The sequence below is a fragment of the Klebsiella ornithinolytica NBRC 105727 = ATCC 31898 genome (genome assembly GCF_001598295.1).
Taxonomy (GTDB): Bacteria; Pseudomonadota; Gammaproteobacteria; order Enterobacterales; family Enterobacteriaceae; genus Klebsiella; species Klebsiella ornithinolytica.
In genome coordinates, this window is sequence record NZ_BCYR01000008.1 from 216,627 (window position 1) to 235,399 (window position 18,773).

The window sequence follows — 18,773 nt, forward strand, 5'->3', positions numbered from 1 at the left end:
TATGACCAATCCATTATTGACGCCTTTTTCATTGCCGCCTTTTTCTGCGATCAAGCCGGAACACGTCGTCCCTGCGGTTACCAAAGCGCTGGACGACTGTCGGGCCGCGGTAGAAAGCGTGGTCGCGCAAGGCGCGCCGTACAGCTGGGAAACGCTCTGCCAGCCGCTGGCTGAAGTGGATGATGTGCTGGGACGCATCTTCTCGCCGGTCAGTCATCTGAACTCGGTCAAGAACAGCCCCGAGCTGCGCGAAGCCTATGAACAAACGCTGCCGCTGTTGTCGGAATACAGCACCTGGGTCGGTCAACATGAAGGGTTGTATCAAGCCTATCGCGATCTGCGCGACGGTGACCATTACGCCACGCTGAACACCGCGCAGAAAAAAGCGGTGGATAACGCGCTGCGCGATTTTGAACTGTCGGGGATTGGCCTGGCGAAAGAGCAGCAGAAACGTTACGGCGAGATTGCCGCACGCCTGTCTGAGCTCGGCAACCAGTACAGCAACAACGTGCTCGACGCCACCATGGGCTGGAGCAAGCTGGTCACTGACGTCGCTGAGCTGTCCGGGATGCCGGAAAGCGCGCTGGCGGCAGCCCAGGCTCAGGCCCAGGCGAAAGAGCAGGAAGGCTATCTGCTGACGCTGGATATTCCGAGCTATCTGCCGGTGATGACCTACTGCGACAATCAGGGGCTGCGTGAAGAGCTGTATCGCGCCTACTCCACCCGCGCGTCGGACCAGGGGCCGAATGCCGGCAAATGGGACAACAGCCCGGTGATGGCAGAAATTCTCGCGCTGCGCCACGAGCTGGCCCAGCTGCTGGGCTTTGACAGCTATGCCTCCAAATCGCTGTCGACCAAAATGGCGGAGAACCCGCAGCAGGTGCTCGACTTCCTGACCGACCTGGCGAAACGCGCTCGTCCGCAGGGCGAGAAAGAGCTGGCTCAGCTGCGCGCCTTCGCAAAAGCGGAGTTCGGCGTCGACGAGCTGCAGCCGTGGGATATCGCGTACTACAGTGAAAAACAGAAGCAGCATCTCTACAGCATCAGCGATGAGCAGCTGCGCCCCTATTTCCCGGAAAACAAAGCCGTTAACGGCCTGTTTGAAGTGGTGAACCGCATTTACGGGATTAGCGCCAAAGAGCGTACCGATGTGGATGTCTGGCACCCGGAAGTGCGTTTCTTCGAGCTGTATGATGAGAACAACGAACTGCGCGGCAGCTTCTATCTCGATCTGTATGCTCGCGAGCACAAACGCGGCGGGGCGTGGATGGATGACTGCGTCGGGCAGATGCGCAAACTCGACGGCTCGTTGCAAAAGCCGGTGGCCTACCTGACCTGCAACTTTAACCGCCCGGTGAACGGCAAACCGGCGCTGTTTACTCACGATGAAGTGATCACGCTGTTCCACGAGTTTGGTCACGGTCTGCACCATATGCTGACCCGTATCGATACCGCCGGCGTCTCCGGCATCAGCGGGGTGCCGTGGGATGCGGTCGAGCTGCCGAGCCAGTTTATGGAAAACTGGTGCTGGGAGCCGGAAGCGCTGGCATTTATCTCCGGCCACTATGAAACCGGTGAACCGCTGCCGCAGGCGCTGCTGGAAAAAATGCTGGCGGCGAAAAACTATCAGGCCGCGCTGTTCATTCTGCGTCAGCTGGAGTTCGGCCTGTTCGACTTCCGTCTGCATGCGGAGTACCAGCCGGAGCAAGGGGCGAAAATCCTCGAAACGCTGACGGAAATCAAAAAGCAGGTCGCCGTGGTGCCAGGGCCGTCCTGGGGTCGTTTCCCACATGCCTTCAGCCATATTTTTGCCGGGGGCTATGCGGCAGGCTATTACAGCTATCTGTGGGCCGATGTCCTGGCGGCGGATGCTTTCTCGCGCTTTGAAGAAGAGGGGATTTTCAACCGTGAAACCGGCCAGTCGTTCCTCGATAACATCCTGAGCCGCGGCGGTTCCGAAGAGCCGATGGTGCTGTTCAAACGCTTCCGTGGACGCGAACCGCAGCTCGACGCGATGCTGGAGCATTACGGGATTAAGGGCTAATTTCCCCGTCATTCCTCAGGCTGCCTCTTTGGCAACGGCACTCACTCGCCCTGGCCGCATACTCTGTGCGTGGCCAGGGATTCGTTCTTTTGTTGTCTTGATGCAACGCGCATTCTTTAGGGTAAAGTGGACGTGAAAATCTGCTTAATTGATGAAACGGGCGCCGGAGACGGCGCCTTATCTGTTCTTGCCGCTCGCTGGGGCCTGACGCAGGATGATGACAACCTGATGGCGCTGGTTATGACCCGCGAACATCTGGAGCTGCGTAAACGCGATGAGCCAAAGCTCGGCGGGATCTTCGTTGATTTCGTCGGCGGGGCGATGGCCCACCGACGTAAATTTGGCGGCGGTCGCGGCGAGGCGGTAGCGAAAGCGGTGGGCGTTAAAGGCGACTATTTGCCGGATGTGGTGGATGCGACGGCAGGACTGGGTCGCGATGCCTTCGTGCTGGCCTCGGTGGGCTGCCGGGTGCGCATGCTGGAACGTAACCCGGTAGTGGCGGCCCTGCTTGATGACGGGCTGGCTCGTGGCTACGCTGACCCGGAAATCGGCCCGTGGCTTCGGGAGCGTTTACAGCTGATTCACGCCTCCAGCCTGACGGCGCTGACGGACATTACGCCACGCCCGCAGGTGGTCTATCTTGACCCGATGTTCCCGCATAAGCAGAAAAGCGCGCTGGTGAAGAAAGAGATGCGCGTATTTCAGTCGCTGGTGGGGCCGGATCTGGATGCTGACGGACTGCTGGAGCCAGCGCGTCAGCTGGCGACCAAACGGGTGGTGGTGAAACGTCCGGATTACGCCCCGCCGCTGGCGGATGTCGCCACGCCGAACGCGGTGGTCACCAAAGGCCACCGCTTTGATATTTACGCCGGGACGCCCGAGTAACGCTTCAGCCACCATCGTTCCCCCGGATGGCGGCATACCTGCCTTATATCCGGGCGACCGTTCATCGCTCCGGTAAGCGCAGCGCAACCGGGGCGTTTCCTGGGTTCAGACAAACGGCGCCAGCGGGTCAGCAATCTCAAAGGCTACCGCTTTCTCAGCCTTCGGCGGATAGATAAGCTCGCTGACGATCGACACCTTCAGCTTTTTCGCTTCCTCCCGGGTCAGCTTCACCTGCTGATCCCACCCTTCGGTATAGACTGCACCCCAGGCGCCGAGATCGAGGCAGGTGACGTAGTTTTCCTGGCGATACGGCAACGGCGCGACATCCAGCAGACTTGCCGCTGCGTTGTTACCGGCAAATTTACCCAGCAAAATAGCGTGCTGACAGGTCATTAACGCATGGTTTCCCTTGTCATCGGTCGCCGCGTAGGCCACGTCGCCGGTGGCATAGATATCGTCATAGCCGACCACCTGAAGCGCCGTGTTCACATGCAGACGACCCAGGCGATCGCGAGGCGCTTCAATTTGTGCCGTCAGGCCGTTTGCCTGCACGCCAACCGTCCAGATAACGGTGCAGGATGCGATCTTCTGCCCGTCTTTAAGCATGACGCCATCGGCATCAATCCGCTCAACTTCAGTATTGACCCGCCATTCAACACCGAGCTCTGCGGAGGCCTGGACGATAACGTCGCGTAGCGCTTCGCTGTAACGCGATCCCGGCAGCGGACCGCGTTCAACTACGACTACTCTGGTCTTAGCATTCTCACCCAGAATCTCGCGCAGCCTGCCGGGTAACTCCATGGCCATCTCAATGCCGGTGAAGCCACCGCCGCAGACAACAACGGTATTGCGTGGCTCGCTATCGGCTTCGTGAGCCAGTGATTGCAGGTGCTGTTCCAGAACGCTGGCGCTCTCCAGCTGGTCGAGATCGAAGGCATAAGCATCGGCGCCGGCCACTAACGAACGGTTCACATGGCTGCCGCTGGCCAGGATTAACCGGTCGTAGCGCTTCTGCTGTGTTTCACCGTTGGTATCCGTCCAGACGACGGCTTTGCTGGCCGGAAGGAGCTGTGAAACGGTGCCGCGCAGGAAGTGCACGCCGGTAGCATCAAACAAAGGTTGCAGCGGCGCAACCAGCGTTGGTACCGCTTTCTCATAGAAGCGTGGACGCACGCGCAGCTCTGGCTGCGGCGCAATGACGGTGATATCCACGGCCTGATGTTGATATTGATCGGCCAGGCGGGCGGCGCTAAGCGCAGCCCACATTCCCGAAAAGCCGGCACCGACAACCAGAATTTGTTTACGCATGATGGTTTCACTCATTGTTAACGACGATATCTTTACTCGGATTTTATTTGTCGTAGTATGGGTTTGCAATGTGATTTGTGCTGCGGTCTGGGTTTTATCCCTTGATTCGCATTCATCGTGTTGATAAAAAACAAGTTTAAATTTTTAATCTTAACTTGTTATTTTATCCTTCTGGCACGGTTGGGGCGAAAAAGCTACAATAACTCAGATTCTTTTTGGCTGAGATTAGAGCATGGCATTTTACAGTTCCGGAGTTGAATACGGCATCCATAGCCTGATGTGTATGGTGGATAGCAAAGGTGATGCCCGCGAGATGAGCGTGCGGGAAATTGCCGATCTGCAAAGCGTGCCCTACGACTATCTGGCCAAAATCTTCACCCGCCTGTCTAAAGCCGGTCTGGTGCGCAGCATTGAGGGTAAGGGCGGCGGGTTTCAGCTGGCAAAACCCGCCGAACAGATAACGGTCCTGGATGTGGTCAACGCCATCGATGGTGATAAGCGTATCTTTGAATGTCGTGAAATTCGCCAGCGGCTGGCGGTGTTTGACGCACAGCCGCCGGAATGGGCCTGCGAAGGGATCTGCGGCGTGCGATCGGTGATGGATATGGCGCAGCAGCGGATGGAAGAGGCGCTAGGGCAACATACTATTCTGGACCTGGCGCGTAAGATGTATCGCAAAGCGCCGGACGAGTTTGTCATAGAAGTGCGGGACTGGATTGCCGCGCGGAAAGGGTAACCTCAGCGACACCCGCCGCTGAGGTTAAGCAGGTTATTATTTGTCGCTCGACGGCGTATTAATCATCCGGTTGAGCCACGGTACCAGCATCGCCATCACCAGGGTCACACCCAGCGTCACCAGACCAATCTTGCTAAACACGCCGGTATAAACCGGCAGGGTTTGCAGCGGGTCGGTGATATTGTCCGGCACGGCGGTGAAGGTGGCGACGTATCCCCCCATCAGGAAGGCGGCTGCCTGAGTCAGAAACCACATGCCCAGAATAAAGCCCATCAGATGCTGCGGCACCAGCGCGGCGACCATTGCCAGCCCCAGCGCGCTGATCAGCAGCTCTCCCAGACTCTGGAACAGATAAACCAGCACGATAAACCACGGCGACGTCAGCCCCTGAGCATCGGCAAACCAGATTCCCGCGGCGGCGGCGGTCAGGAAGCCCAGCGAACATAAAAACATGCCGAGGGTAAATTTCATCGGCATGGTGAGGTCTTTGCCTTTGTTGCCAAGGCGGGTATAAATCGCCGCCAGCACCGGACTGGCCACCACCACCCAGAACGGGTTCAGGGCCTGGAAGCTGACCGGGTTAATGGTCATGCCGAGGATCTCGTGGTGAACGTTATTGATGGCGAAGAAGTTTAGCGATGTCGGCATCTGCGCGTACAGAATGTAGAACAGCACCGCTTCCAGCATCAGGATAAAGGCGACAAACATTTTGTTGCGCCCGGTTTTATCCAGTCTGAAGGCTTCGCGGAAGAAGAAAATAATCACGATGACAGAGAGGACAATCAGCACCAGGTTAGCGATTTTGACGTTATGCATCAGCCAGGCGCAAAGGAACACCATTGCCACCGTGCCGACCAGCACGTACAGCAGGTTGCGCACAACAAGCGGCCGATGATCCGGCTCTGAACCGATATCTTTCACCATTCCACGGCAGGCGAAATAGACCAGCAGGGCGATAATCAGCCCTACGCCGCACAGGTTATAGGTTACGGCATAGCCAAATTTTTCCGCGATCACCGGCGCCAGAGAGAGCGACAGCAGCGAGCCGATATTAATCGACATATAAAACAGGGTGAATGCGCCGTCGAGACGGGCATCTTTGGGTGGATAGCACTTTGACAGCAGGCTGGCGGGATTGGCTTTAAATAGTCCGTTACCGACGGCAATCGTCCCGAGGGCGATAAAAATCAGGTCGGGTTTAAGTAGCGACAGCCCGGTCATGAAGTAGCCCAGCGCCAGCACCACGGCCCCAAGAACCAGCGTGCGTTTGGTGCCGAGCAGGTGGTCGCCAACATAGCCGCCGATGGAGATCAGCCCATAAACCAGCGCGGCAAAGGCGCCAAAGGTAATAAACGCTTGTTCCTGAGAAAATCCAAGTTGTTTAACAAAAAAGACCGCCAGGATCCCCTGGACGCCGTAATAACCAAATCGCTCCCATAATTCCACAAAAAAAATCATGAAGAACGGACGAGGTTGCTGCAACAGCCCCGTAGGTGCAGTAGTTTTCATATTCCTTCGCCTTGTAGTGCAATCCCAAAAAAGTATGAACGCGTATGCCAGAACGCGCTGAAAAAGTATGATGAAGCGCAATGATGCGGCTATTGGCTTTGGGAGTAGATTATTATATAGATTATTTTTCTAATAATTGGTTGATCACACTAATCGTTAATAAATATTCGGTTTGATATCCTGGCGGTAAAGGCGGGTTAGTTATATTTGCATCGGCCAATGGACGCAGGCAATGGGCGCTGGCAAATAGGCCCTTCGTAAAAAACGACAACGCCCGCAAAGGCGGGCGCTGGCATTCTGATGGTTAACCGCGCGAACGGTTATTCGTCTTCTTCATCGCGCAGCGGCACAATCAGCATATCGACGTGAACGGTGTTGATGAGCTGACGTGCGGAAGACATCAGCTTGCTCCAGAAATCCTGATGGTGACCGCAGACCACCAGGTCCATATCGTATTTTTTAATTGCATCAACCAGCACCTGGCCGAGATCGCCGCTGCCGCTCAGGGTTTCGGTAATCGGATAGCCCGCATTGGTAGACAGCTCGCTCAGCGCGTGGTGCGTCTCTTCGGAAATCCGTTTCTGCATGTCGCCCAGGTTGACATCGATCAGACCGGTGTACAGGTCAGAGTAATTAACATCCACGTGAATCAGAGAGACTTTGGCATTATAAGGACGCGCCATAGAAACGGCTTTCTCTACCAGAACCTTGCTTTCCGGGGAGAGGTCTACTGCAATAAGAATATGTTTGTAAGCCATAGTGTTACTCCTTCCATAAGTTGTCGATGACCATTGGACCAGACAGCTGGTGCTGCCGCTTCGCCCGCGTCCTGCGTGCTAATCCGCGGGGGTTCAGCCCTTTAAGGACTTAATTGTAGAAGATATTTCTACCTTATAGCGCCCCTCGCGCTCCGTCAATGCACCTGGTTCACCAAAAGTTAAACAAATATATTCATCTTACGTATTGATAACGATTAACCTTGTGGTAAAAAAATTGACTGATCTCCTACACTATTTAATGAGCCGATCGGATAAATAAACGTGATCGGAATCGCACTCTCATATTGTATGTTGGGTTGGGTATTGGGAAGCGCTAGCTCCGGAGATGTCTCCGAGGGCGGGTCGCCGGGGAGGACGTATGATCAGCACTATTGCGCTGTTTTGGGCCCTGTGTATCGTTTGTGTGGTGAATATGGCACGCTACTTCTCATCATTGCGTGCATTATTGGTTGTGCTACGTGGTTGCGATCCCTTGCTTTATCAATATGTTGATGGCGGAGGTTTTTTTACTTCGCATGGGCAGCCGGGCAAACAGGTGCGCCTGGTCTGGTACATTTATGCCCAACGTTATCGCGATCATCACGATGATGAGTTTATTCGTCGCTGCGAGCGGGTACGGCGGCAGTTTATTCTGACCAGCGCCCTGTGTGGTCTGGTGGTGGTGAGTCTGATCGCATTGATGATTTGGCACTGAGCATAAGAAAGGCGAGGCTAGTCTCGCCTTCTTTGCATCGGGGTCAGGGCTTAACAGAGAATCTGAGGTCTGAGATATTGTCCTGGAGTGAGATAACCTTCCCGCTGTAAGAGAGGTTCACTTCCCCGTTTTTATCTATGCCGGCACTCGTAAGACGCCCTGTCCCCTCAATCACCGGGCTCTTCTGCGTAAGCTGCTGGATAATTTCTGTATTGTCCCCTGCTATCTCATGCGACAGATAGTAACGATAGATTGTAGGCACCGTTGCGCCACCTCGGTTGTTAACGGTCATGTAGAGCCAAACGCCGTCAGACAATTTATAAACACGCTGGAGCTCATCGCTCTTTCGCGGATCGGGATGGTGGTTGAGCCACACAAATCCGACGGTCAGGGCCAGAAGTGCCAGCGTAACAATCCAATGGAGCCATCTAATAGCCGTTCTGAATGGCATAATCTATCCCTTCTCTGATATTGCGCTGATCCGTAGGGGCATCTCCATAGGGAGGTTTTTCATACCATTTCCCCCATTCAGGTTTTGAGGTTCCCGCACGACCCTGCGCCCATAAGAAGGATGTTTGCGGGAATACCTGCGGCGGTGCCGGTAGCCCCAAAATTGAAATTACCGAACGCGGCGAAATACGGGGCGAATTTTTTATCATCCCACGGGCCGCCATTTCTGACTTTTTGATAAAACCAGTAGTACGTTGATGGGGTAGCCATATTACGTGACACTCCTTGACGGCGTGCTTCACGCATATTGCCCGCTATAACGATTGAACCAGGTCCTGGGATGGGGACAGAAGCCATACATTCTCCGCTGTGAGGTATTTTATCCTGGCCGGGATGATATTTTTTTCCTCCATGTTTTTTGAACAAAAAATGTTCAGATTTTCCTCATACCAGAAAAAGATTAAGTAAAACAACGGACATAAAAAAAGCGGGTCAGTTTCCTGACCCGCTTTTTTGTCGCTTTCAGCTTCTTAGATAATTTTCAGCGCTATCCAGTACAGCCCGCCGGACAGCAGAATCGCCGCCGGGAGAGTAAGCACCCACGCCATCAGAATACTGGTGACGGTCTTTCTCTGCAGGCCGCCGCCATCGACGAGCATCGTCCCCGCTACGGAGGAGGAGAGCACGTGGGTGGTGGAAACCGGCATACCGGTGTAACTCGCCAGACCAATCGAAACCGCCGCGGTCATCTGGGCAGACATACCTTGTGCGTAGGTCATACCTTTCTTACCGATCTTCTCACCGATAGTGGTCGCCACGCGACGCCAGCCGATCATCGTGCCGATACCCAGCGCCAGCGCCACGGCCATAATGATCCAGATTGGCGCGTACTCGATGGTGCTCAGCATATCGGTTTTCAGTTTCTTCAGCAGGCGCTGATCGTCAGCATTCACTTCCGGTAACTTCGCGACTTTATCGGTGGTGTCGGAAATGCACAGCATGATGCGACGCAGCTGACTACGCTGATCAATGGAGAGCGAGTCGTAGCTTTCAATACCGGTCAGCGCCGTCTTCACGCGATTCAGCGCGTTGATGGTATTCGCCGGATGGCAATGGAACTCACCGCCGCTGGCGGCCGTCCCGGCCTCCGGAGACGGAATCAGCTGGTCAACGCCGGTGGCCTTTTTCAACAGCTCAGGGCGCTGTTCGAAGAAGGTTTCCACGTTGTTCACCGCATCGCGGGTCCGGGTTATTTCATAGCCGGAGGCATTCATGTTAACCACGAAACCAGCCGGCGCCACGCCGATCAGCACCAGCATGACCAGACCAATGCCTTTCTGGCCGTCGTTAGCACCGTGCGAGAACGATACGCCAATGGCGGACAGAATCAGGGCAATACGGGTCCAGAACGGCGGCTTTTTCTTACCGTCTTTCTTTTCACGTTCTGCAGGCGTCAGGTGAATACGGGCGCGTTTTTTGGTACCGCTCCAGTAACGACGCAAAATGAAAATCAGGCCGCCAGCGACCACCAGACCAACAATCGGTGAGATGATAAGTGAGCCAAAAATACCGATGACTTTCGGGATATTCAACGCGTCGACCACGGACGTGCCGGTCATCAGCGCATTGGTTAAACCAATACCGATGATAGCGCCGATCAGCGTGTGCGAGCTGGAGGCCGGAAGGCCAAAATACCAGGTACCGAGGTTCCAGATAATCGCTGCCAGCAGCATAGAGAACACCATGGCGAGGCCATGTGCGGAACCCATGTTAAGCAGCAGGTCGGTCGGCAGCATATGCACGATGGCATAAGCGACGCTGAGACCACCCAACAGAACGCCGAAGAAGTTGAAGAGGGCCGCCATCGCAACCGCAAGTTGTGACCGCATTGCGCGTGTGTAAATCACAGTAGCAACAGCGTTTGCGGTATCATGAAAACCGTTAATCGCTTCGTAAAACAGCACGAAAGCTAAAGCAAGCAATAGTAATAGCCCGGTATGTAAATCCAGACCGGCAAATAAATGTAGCATAGGACGTTACGCCATTTTGAGGACATGAACGCGGCGCATTATCAGTGACTTTAGCGGCGCGGGCAAAGTGAAATATAGACTTTTTTTGATTTTCTTCCTGTCTGGATTTTACCTGCTTGAGAGTAATCCTATATCTTTCAATGATGTACATGAATACATCGATTTTCGTGCTGGTGCGACCAGCGTGAAAAATTTACAATTCCCGACAATCGGGATATGAGGAAAGTTGTGTGGAAAGGTTTGATGCCATTGTAATTGGCGCCGGAGCGGCGGGAATGTTTTGTGCAGCGCAGGCGGGCCAGGCGGGGCTGCGCGTGCTGTTGCTGGATAATGGCAAAAAGCCAGGCCGTAAAATCCTGATGTCCGGCGGCGGTCGCTGCAACTTTACCAATATGTATATTGAGCCGGCCGCTTATCTCAGCCTGAACCCGCATTTTTGCAAATCTGCGCTGGCGCGTTATACCCAGTGGGATTTTATCGAACTGGTGGGCAAACACGGTATTGCCTGGCATGAGAAGACCCTCGGCCAGCTGTTTTGTGATGATTCCGCAGAGCAAATCGTCAACCTGCTGCTGGCGGAATGTGACAAGGGCGGCGTGCAAATTCGCCTGCGTAGCGAAATTATCAGCGTAGAACGCGACGATGAAGGCTACAGACTGCAACTTAATGGCGACGAGGTGGCGGCGAAAAAACTGGTGGTCGCCTCCGGCGGCCTGTCGATGCCCGGACTGGGGGCATCGCCGTTCGGCTATAAACTTGCCGAGCAGTTTGGTCTCAAGGTGCTGCCGACCCGTGCGGGGCTGGTGCCCTTTACTCTGCATAAACCGCTGCTTGAGCAGCTGCAGGTGCTCTCGGGCGTTTCGGTGCCATCAACCATTACCGCACAGGACGGCACGGTGTTCCGCGAGAATCTGCTGTTTACCCACCGCGGGCTCTCCGGGCCGGCGGTACTGCAGATTTCCAGCTACTGGCAGCCGGGCGAGTTTGTCACCATCAACCTGCTGCCTGATTGCCATCTTGATGATTTCCTTAACGAGCAGCGGAGCGAACATCCGAATCAAAGCCTGAAAAACACCCTCGCTATGCAGCTGCCGAAGCGGCTGGTGGAGTGCCTGCAGCAGCTGGGGCAAATTCCGGACGTCACGCTAAAACAGCTCAACGTGCGCGAGCAGGAAATGCTGGTGGAGACGCTGACCGCCTGGCGCGTGCAGCCCAACGGCACCGAAGGCTACCGTACGGCGGAGGTGACCCTCGGCGGCGTAGATACGCACGAACTGTCGTCGCGGACCATGGAAGCACGCAAGGTGCCGGGGCTCTATTTTATCGGTGAAGTGATGGATGTGACCGGCTGGCTGGGAGGGTACAACTTCCAGTGGGCATGGTCTTCTGCCTGGGCCTGCGCCCAGGCGCTGGTAGAAGCGTAAGACAGGGGCAGCTTCTCTGCTACGGGAAGCTGCCCTCGGTTTATCAGTTCAGACCAAGAAAGTGCTGGGCGATTTTGAAGTAGATAATCAGCCCGGTGCCATCAATCAGCGTGGCGATAAACGGCGCGGAAACGACCGCCGGGTCGATGCCCACGCGTTTAAGCGTCAGAGGGATCACTGACGAGACCACCGCGCTCCACAGCGTAATGCAGACCAGCGTCAGGCTGACAATCAGAGTGATCTCCATGCCGATGCCCATCATCCAGGCGCGCAGGCAGCCCGCCAGACCGAGAGTGAGGGCAATCAGCAGCGACGTCGTCATCTCTTTACGAATCACCCGGCCCATATCGCGCAGGCGTACTTCCCCGAGCGCCATGGAACGGACCAGCGTGGAGGTGATCTGCGTACCGCTGTTACCGCCGGTGCCGATCAGCAACGGAATAAAGAAGGCCAGCGCAATGGCGGATTCCAGCGCCTCTTCAAAATGTTGAATGACGCTGCTGGTGTAGGCTTCTGCCACGAACAGCAGCAATAACCACACCGAACGTTTCTTCCACAGCGTCCACGGGCTGATCTCCAGATAGGGCTTCTCCAGCGGGAGCGTTGCGCCCTGGCGATGCACATCTTCGGTGACGTCGTCTTCCAGCAGATGGGCAATCTCTTTCTCCATCAGGCAGCCAACCAGCTCACCTTTTTCAACCACCGGCACCAGGTCGAGTCCGCGTTCGCTCAGTTCGGCGACCACCTCCTGACGCTCATCATCGGGTTTCACGCGGAACAGGCAGCTGTCCATCAGATAGCGAATGGATTGCGCCGTATCGCTCTCCTGAAGCAGCTTTTTAATGGATAAACTGCCGCGCAGCTTCTTTCCGGCCACCACAAAGACCTGGCCCGGAATATCATCGCTGGTGAGTTGCGAGACAAAGAGCTCCCGCGCTTCATAGACGCTGAGGTGCTCGGGCAGAGTGATAAAATCGGTACGCATGTACTGGGCGATCGCATCGCCGTCGAAGGCGGAAGTGGCCAGGTGCGCGGCGCAGTGTTGCATTGAAGACATGGTGTAATTCCCTATAAAAAATCACTCATAGGGGCGAACAAGACAGGATGAGCACAGGCAGATCCCTACGTCCTGGTTTTAGCACTGCACAACGTATCTGTCCGGCATGAACGCCGTCAGAAGTTACCTTGGCAACACCTTGATTCGATGGATGCCTGTATTTCCCTGAGTGGTCTCTCTCGATACCAGCAGGGCGGTAACTTGTATTTGTGCAGGAGCCTCGCCATAACGAGATCGTTAAATGAGCGGCCATTATAGGAAGGTAGACAAGTTGTGAAAGCGTATAATTTACGTGGTTTATCAACGGTTGATAAACCACGTAAAATTGGTCGGTTTTCCGGGCGATACGTCGAATGGCATTGCAGCCATTATCGGCGGGTCAGTCGTGCGGACCCTCGTCTTGCGCGGTTAAGCAGTGCAGATGCCCGTGACGTACGCCGCGCTGGGCAATCACCTCATCGGCAAAATGCCGCACCTCGCCCATTTCACCTTTAAGGACGGCAATCTCCAGACAGTCATCATGGCTGATATGCACGTGCAGCGTCGCAACGGACAGATCGTGATGGTGATGCTGCGTGGCGATCAGTCGGCTTGCCAGCTCGCGTTTTTCATGTTCATAGACATAGGAAAGCACCGCGTAACCGCGCTGTTCGGGCTGTTGCGCATGCTCATGCATCAACGAATTGCGCAAGATATCGCGCACCGCCTCCGAACGGTTGTGGTACCCGCGCTGGGCGCTCAGCGCGTCCAGGGTCGCCAGAAGATCGTCATCAAGAGTCAGGGTTACGCGCTGCATGGTCGTTTCTCTATGGCAAGGGAAGGTGGAAAAGCGGGAAGGACCGCACGCTGGAGTGTCCGGCCCGCCATTGACTGAAGACGCAGCGGTGTGTTGACCGCCGTGGTTTCCAGAATCTGCCCGCTCTCCATCACCATCACCCGCTGACAAAAGCGCTCGACCAGCCGCAGATCGTGGGTGATAAACAGGCAGGCGGTAGAAAACTGTACCTGCAGACGCTTCAGCAGCGCAACGATCTCCGCCTGCAAAACGAGATCAAGATTCGAAACGGCCTCATCGAGGATCAGTAAGGGGGGACGCACAACCAGCGCCCGGGCCAGGCAGACTCGCTGCAGCTGCCCGCCGCTGAGCTGGTGCGGGCGTTTGTCGAGCAGGTGTGGAGAAAGGTCCACCGCCTGCATCATCGCTTCGACCCGCGCCTGGCGCTCATCGCGCGCGAAGCGGAACAGATGGCGCAGCGGCTCGCTGATGATCTCATTCACCGTTTTGCGCGGGTTCACCGCGCTTTGTGCATCCTGGAAAACCAGCTGGATATCGCGACGAAATGCCCGCTGCGCGTCGCCTTTTAACGTCTGAATCGGCGTTCCGCGCCAGGTTATCTCGCCGTGATCCGGTGTTTCAAGGCCGACCAGCATCCTCGCCAGGGTGCTTTTACCGCAGCCGCTGCGTCCGAGCAGCGCCACCGTTTCACCCGCCTGGATACTCAGGCTGACGTCGCGCAGCACGCCCGGATGGTGCGGGTAATCGTGGCTGACGTCGGTCACGTTCAGTAGGTTCATCCTGCAAACTCCATTCCGTACAGCGCCAGGTGTGCCGCCAGCAGCCGTTGACTGACCGGATGTCGGGGAGCGCTAAACAGGGTGTTGACGTCGCAACGCTCGACGATGCGCCCGTGGTCCATCACCGCGACCTCATGCGCCAGCCGCGCCACCACGCCCATGTCGTGAGTGACCAGCAGCAGGCCCTGGCCGCGGCTGGAGACAATCTCTTCCAGCAGATCCAGAATGCGCCCCTGCGCCACGGCATCGAGGTCGGTGGTAGGTTCATCGGCGAAGATAAAGGGGGCTTTACTCAGCAGGGCGAGGGCGATCATCATTCGCTGCAACATCCCGCCGCTCATCTCGAAGGGATAGCGTTTCAGGAGCTGAGACGGGGTTTCCAGACCGACGGCGGTCATGGCGGCAATAAGCGCCGCATCATCCGCGGGCTGGCCGGTGGCGCGGCAGGTTTCTCGCGCGTGAGTTGCCATCGTATACAGCGGATTAAAGGCGCTGCGCGGATTCTGCATAATCGTGGCGACGGTACCGCCCCGCAGCTGTTCGCCGTGCACCGGAATGCCGTCCAGCAGCAGACGCCCGGCGGTTTGCCGGACACCGGGAGGCAGAACGCCAAGCGCTGCGGCGCAGGTCAGCGATTTTCCGCAACCGCTGCTACCCAGCAGGGCCAGCACCTGCCCGCGACGCAGGGTCAGCGACAGCTCCGTCACCAGCGGGCGGCCGGCGCACAGCGTCAATTGTTCTAACTGGATCTTTTGCGGCATCAGTGGCTGTGCTCCGCGATTAGGTGAGGATCGAGACGATCGCGCAGCGCGTCGCCCACCAGGTTAAAGGCCATCACGCTGATAAACAGCGCCAGGCCGGGCCACAGCATCTGTAGCGGCTGGGTCCAGATAAACTGCCGCGCATCGTTAATCATTACCCCCCATTCCGCCGTGGGGGCGCTGACGCCAAGACCGAGGAACGACATCCCGGCGACGTGCAGCATCATATGACCGATATCGAGGGTGGCGAGAACCAGCAGCGAGGGCACCACCGCGCCGGCCAGGTGATCGAGGAAAAGCCGCCAGCGATTTGCGCCGCTCAGCCGCGCGGCGAGAATAAACTCGCGCTGGCGCAGGGATACCACCAGGCTACGAACCATGCGCGCGTACCAGGCCCAGTGAGACAGGGCGATAGCGATAATCACGTTGGTCAACCCGGTCCCCAGCACGCCGACCATAAAAAACGACAGAATAGAGGTAGGAAAGGTCATAAACATATCGGCCACCCGCATGGTGAGCTGATCGACGCGCCCGCCCATGAGTCCGGCACAGCCGCCAACGAGAAGCCCCAGCGCCAGAACCAGCAGTAAACAGGCCATCACCGCCCCCAGTGACACCCGGGTCGCCGCCAGCAGACGGGAGAAAATATCGCGGCCAAGATGGTCGGTCCCCAGCCAGTGCTGGCCGTCAGGTGGCAGCAGACGGGAAGGTAAATCAATGGCCTGCGGATCGTACGGTAGCCACCACTGGCTGGTGAGCGCCACCAGCATCAGCAGAACGATAATGACCAGCGCCGCGCGCACCGAACCGCGCGCTGAGAAGAAAAAGCTCATGAGTGCGCTCCTTCATGACGACGAATACGCGGGTCCAGCGCGGCATTGACCAGATCGACCGCCAGATTGCACAGGGCGAATACCACCACCATGATAAGCGTAAAGCATTGAATCACAGGATAATCACGGTTAAAAATGGCCGAAACGGCATAGCGCCCGACGCCCGGCCAGGCAAAGATATTTTCGATGATCATCGTCCCGCCGATCAGTTCGCCAATGTGCATTCCTACGGCGGTAATCATCGGTAGCGAGGCGTTGCGCAGAATGTGACGACGTTCGATTTGCCTGGCATTCAGGCCGCGCAGGCGAGCCCAGGTGACATGGCGCTGTCCGGCGACTTCCAGCATGCTGGCGCGCAGGAGGCGGGCGTTAATCGCCAGCGACATAAACGCAATCGACACGGCCGGCAGGACGATATGCTGCCAGCTGCCGTAGCCCAGAGCTGGCAGCCACTGTAAATAGACCGAGAAGAACAGCACCAGCAAAAAGGCGAGCCAGAAGTTAGGCATCGACACGCCAAGAAAGGCGATGAGCCGCACGATGAAATCCGGCAAATGCTCGCGGTGACGCGCGGCCCAGATACCCAGCGGTACGGAGGTCAGCAGGATCAGCACCAGCGCCGCGCCCGCCAGCTGCAGCGTTGCGGGCAGGAAGCGCAGCACATCGTCAAGCACCGGACGCTGGGTGGCAAATGATACGCCAAAATCGAGATGTAGCGCCCGCCAGAGCCAGCGGCCGTACTGGACGACGAGCGGCTGATCCAATCCGAGCATCGTCCGCGTAGAGGCCACCATATCCGGCGTGGGCGGCAGGTTTGAAAGCCGCAGATAGTCGAGCGCCGGGTCACCGGTGCCGAGGCGAAGCATCAGGAAGATAATCACCGAGGCGGCAAAAATCATCGGAACCATCAGCAGTATGCGTCGCAGCAGATAACGTTGCATCAGGGATTCACCGGCTGGATCTGTTCGAACGGAATTTCAGCGGTAACCGCTGCGTAAGGAATCGCTCCCAGCTCGGGTTTTGCCACCACCATCATTGAGATATAGCTGACGGGCAGATAGACCGCGTCGTTGTGCAGACGGGTGAGAATATCGCGATACAGCGCCTGGCGTTGCGCATCGTCGCTGGTGGTCAGAACCTGGCCAATCTCTTTATCAATCAGCTGCTTGTCCGCTAGCCCTTGCTGCGCCTGGTAATCGGCATGCGAGGGGACGCGCATTGAGCTCATAAAAGCGTGCGGGTCGTACGGCGCGCCCCAGGTACGGTTAAAAATCATGCCAAAGCGGCCGTCGCGCTGGCGGGCGTAAATGCTGCTCTCCTCTTCGCCAACCAGCGCCACATCCACCCCGACCTGGCGCATATCCGCTTGGATTATCTCCGCCATCGACTTACTCAGGGCATCGGTACCGATAAACGACAGTTCGATGTGCAGCGGCTGGCCATTCTTCTCGCGAATCGCTTTGCCCGCGGGCCTGACCCAACCGGCCTTTTCCAGCATGGCGTTGGCCTGCTGTGGGTCGTAGTGGCGCGGTTTCAGGCCAATATTGGCGTATGGCACGGAAGGGGCGAAAAGCGTGTCGGCCACCTGCTGCGTACCGTACAGCGCATTGTCGATCAGCGATTTTTTGTTCACCGCGTAATTCAGCGCTTCACGCACCGCCAGTTCGTTCGTGGGAGCTCTGGCGGAGTTCAGGGCCAGCATCACCGTTTCGACAGGCTGAGAGAGCTGGGTACGCCAGGCCGGGTTATGGCTGAAACGAGCGAAGGTATCCAGCGGCAGCAGGCCTTCGTTGCCGTAAAGCAGATCGATATCGCCGGTTTCAAAAGCGACGGCGCGGGTCATCGGGTCCGGAATCACTTTCACGGTCACCTGGCGGATCGCCGGTTTGTTACCCCAGTAGCGGTCGTTACGTACCAGCACATCATACTGGTTGAGCTGCGAGGTTTTCAGCACCCAGGGGCCGGTGCCGATCGGCGCTTTGATACCGTGCAGTGTTCCCCCTTCAACAAATTGCGAAGGGGCGATAAAACGGAACGGGCGCGGCAGCGCCAGCTCCTGCAAGAAAGGGTAGTAGGCGCTTTTGAGCGTAATCTGCAGCTGCGTATCGCTGAGCGCCCGTACGTCGGTAATCTGGTTGGTCAGCTCCAGCCAGGCATGGCGCTGCCGGTTAGCCAGCACCGCCTGGAAGTTGGCGACCGCGGCCTGCGCATTGAACGGCTCGCCGTTAGAAAACTGCACGTCGTTACGCAGGGTAAAGAGCCACACTTTCCCGTCTGCAGAGTGGCTCCAGCTGCTCGCCAGCCACGGCTTGACCGAACCATCCTGCTGGTATTTGACCAGCGGCTCGTAGACCATGCTTTGGGCAAACATTTGGTTGGGGGTATACAGATGCGGATTCAGCGGACCCACGTTCACCGGCCAGGCGGTGGTGATGTCGTATGAAGCGGCGGCGGTCAGCAGAGGTGCGCAGGCGAGAAGCGCCAGCAGCGTGGTGCGGAAAATAGACAAGGTCTTTATCTCAACAGGAAGGAAAGTATGATGATTTTAATAATTCATCATACTTCAGGCCTAACCTGGATCAATCTCAGGACGGAAAGTATAAGAATTTCATATACCCACTTCGTCCGTCAGGTTGTCTGCCGGTCAGCCAGGTCGAGACAACGTAAAGGATTCGTGGCCCGAAGGCT

General features: G+C 56.7%; 18 protein-coding genes and 1 riboswitch. Of the genes, 5 read left to right on the forward strand and 13 right to left on the reverse strand.

All coding sequences use genetic code 11. The features are described from left to right. Position 1: 1 nt before the first annotated feature. On the forward strand, positions 2-2,044 hold the full coding sequence (prlC, locus tag ROR01S_RS16960; protein WP_064359706.1) for an oligopeptidase A: 2,043 nt from the start codon (positions 2-4) through the stop codon (positions 2,042-2,044). A gap of 132 nt (positions 2,045-2,176) precedes the next feature. Next, positions 2,177-2,929 carry a 16S rRNA (guanine(1516)-N(2))-methyltransferase RsmJ gene (gene rsmJ, locus ROR01S_RS16965; RefSeq protein ID WP_015585567.1) on the forward strand — a complete coding sequence of 251 codons (753 nt, stop codon included), beginning with the start codon at positions 2,177-2,179 and terminating at the stop codon, positions 2,927-2,929. 105 nt (positions 2,930-3,034) lie between these two features. On the opposite strand, the gene ROR01S_RS16970 is transcribed toward rsmJ, so the two are convergent. Then, complete coding sequence (locus ROR01S_RS16970) at positions 3,035-4,237, reverse strand: NAD(P)/FAD-dependent oxidoreductase (protein WP_064359707.1); 1,203 nt, start codon at positions 4,235-4,237, stop codon at positions 3,035-3,037. A gap of 232 nt (positions 4,238-4,469) precedes the next feature. Here ROR01S_RS16970 and ROR01S_RS16975 point away from each other — a divergent pair, with 232 nt between their 5' ends. Continuing rightward, complete coding sequence (locus ROR01S_RS16975) at positions 4,470-4,973, forward strand: RrF2 family transcriptional regulator (RefSeq protein WP_004868676.1); 504 nt, start codon at positions 4,470-4,472, stop codon at positions 4,971-4,973. 36 nt (positions 4,974-5,009) lie between these two features. Here the strand turns inward: ROR01S_RS16975 and dtpB are convergent, their stop codons facing one another. After that, a complete protein-coding gene (gene dtpB / locus ROR01S_RS16980; protein ID WP_004868674.1) occupies positions 5,010-6,482 on the reverse strand; it encodes a dipeptide/tripeptide permease DtpB in 1,473 nt (490 codons plus the stop codon). 320 nt (positions 6,483-6,802) lie between these two features. After that, entirely contained in the window at positions 6,803-7,240 is a 438-nt protein-coding gene (uspA, locus tag ROR01S_RS16985) for a universal stress protein UspA (RefSeq protein ID WP_004126268.1), read from the reverse strand. A 379-nt stretch (positions 7,241-7,619) separates the two neighbouring features. On the opposite strand from uspA, the gene uspB reads away from it, so the two are divergent. After that, positions 7,620-7,955: a universal stress protein UspB gene (uspB, locus tag ROR01S_RS16990; RefSeq protein WP_004868671.1), complete on the forward strand. Its 336-nt coding sequence runs from the start codon at positions 7,620-7,622 to the stop codon at positions 7,953-7,955. Between the two features lie 43 nt (positions 7,956-7,998). Here uspB and ROR01S_RS16995 read toward each other — a convergent pair whose 3' ends face one another. The 3 genes from ROR01S_RS16995 to pitA form a co-directional block, all read right to left on the reverse strand. Beyond that, entirely contained in the window at positions 7,999-8,406 is a 408-nt protein-coding gene (locus ROR01S_RS16995; RefSeq protein WP_064359708.1) for a hypothetical protein, read from the reverse strand. 77 nt (positions 8,407-8,483) lie between these two features. Beyond that, entirely contained in the window at positions 8,484-8,675 is a 192-nt protein-coding gene (locus ROR01S_RS27590; protein WP_227514676.1) for a hypothetical protein, read from the reverse strand. Positions 8,676-8,935: 260 nt separating this feature from the next. Next, on the reverse strand, positions 8,936-10,435 hold the full coding sequence (gene pitA / locus ROR01S_RS17005) for an inorganic phosphate transporter PitA (RefSeq protein ID WP_004868665.1): 1,500 nt from the start codon (positions 10,433-10,435) through the stop codon (positions 8,936-8,938). Between the two features lie 230 nt (positions 10,436-10,665). Here pitA and ROR01S_RS17010 point away from each other — a divergent pair, with 230 nt between their 5' ends. Next, positions 10,666-11,859, forward strand: coding sequence for a BaiN/RdsA family NAD(P)/FAD-dependent oxidoreductase (locus tag ROR01S_RS17010; RefSeq protein WP_015585571.1), 1,194 nt, complete (start codon positions 10,666-10,668; stop codon positions 11,857-11,859). A 43-nt stretch (positions 11,860-11,902) separates the two neighbouring features. On the opposite strand, the gene ROR01S_RS17015 is transcribed toward ROR01S_RS17010, so the two are convergent. The 7 genes from ROR01S_RS17015 to nikA form a co-directional block, all read right to left on the reverse strand. Further along, positions 11,903-12,916 carry a magnesium transporter gene (locus ROR01S_RS17015; RefSeq protein WP_004868661.1) on the reverse strand — a complete coding sequence of 338 codons (1,014 nt, stop codon included), beginning with the start codon at positions 12,914-12,916 and terminating at the stop codon, positions 11,903-11,905. A 56-nt stretch (positions 12,917-12,972) separates the two neighbouring features. After that, a riboswitch (M-box (ykoK) riboswitch) is annotated at positions 12,973-13,156 on the reverse strand. Between the two features lie 139 nt (positions 13,157-13,295). Beyond that, entirely contained in the window at positions 13,296-13,712 is a 417-nt protein-coding gene (gene nikR / locus ROR01S_RS17020; RefSeq protein WP_064359709.1) for a nickel-responsive transcriptional regulator NikR, read from the reverse strand. After that, positions 13,700-14,491 carry a nickel import ATP-binding protein NikE gene (gene nikE, locus ROR01S_RS17025; protein WP_032724994.1) on the reverse strand — a complete coding sequence of 264 codons (792 nt, stop codon included), beginning with the start codon at positions 14,489-14,491 and terminating at the stop codon, positions 13,700-13,702. The genes nikR and nikE overlap by 13 nt, the downstream gene beginning before the upstream one ends. Further along, positions 14,488-15,252, reverse strand: coding sequence for a nickel import ATP-binding protein NikD (gene nikD, locus ROR01S_RS17030; protein WP_064359710.1), 765 nt, complete (start codon positions 15,250-15,252; stop codon positions 14,488-14,490). Before nikD ends, nikE begins: the two co-directional genes overlap by 4 nt. Further along, positions 15,252-16,085, reverse strand: a complete 834-nt coding sequence (gene nikC, locus ROR01S_RS17035) for a nickel ABC transporter permease subunit NikC (protein WP_015585573.1) — start codon at positions 16,083-16,085, stop codon at positions 15,252-15,254. Before nikC ends, nikD begins: the two co-directional genes overlap by 1 nt. Next, the gene (gene nikB / locus ROR01S_RS17040) at positions 16,082-17,026 is read right to left on the reverse strand and encodes a nickel ABC transporter permease subunit NikB (RefSeq protein WP_004868652.1); all 945 of its coding nucleotides are present in this window, start codon (positions 17,024-17,026) and stop codon (positions 16,082-16,084) included. The genes nikC and nikB overlap by 4 nt, the downstream gene beginning before the upstream one ends. Then, positions 17,026-18,594, reverse strand: a complete 1,569-nt coding sequence (gene nikA, locus ROR01S_RS17045; RefSeq protein WP_064359711.1) for a nickel ABC transporter substrate-binding protein — start codon at positions 18,592-18,594, stop codon at positions 17,026-17,028. The genes nikB and nikA overlap by 1 nt, the downstream gene beginning before the upstream one ends. Positions 18,595-18,773 lie beyond the last annotated feature (179 nt).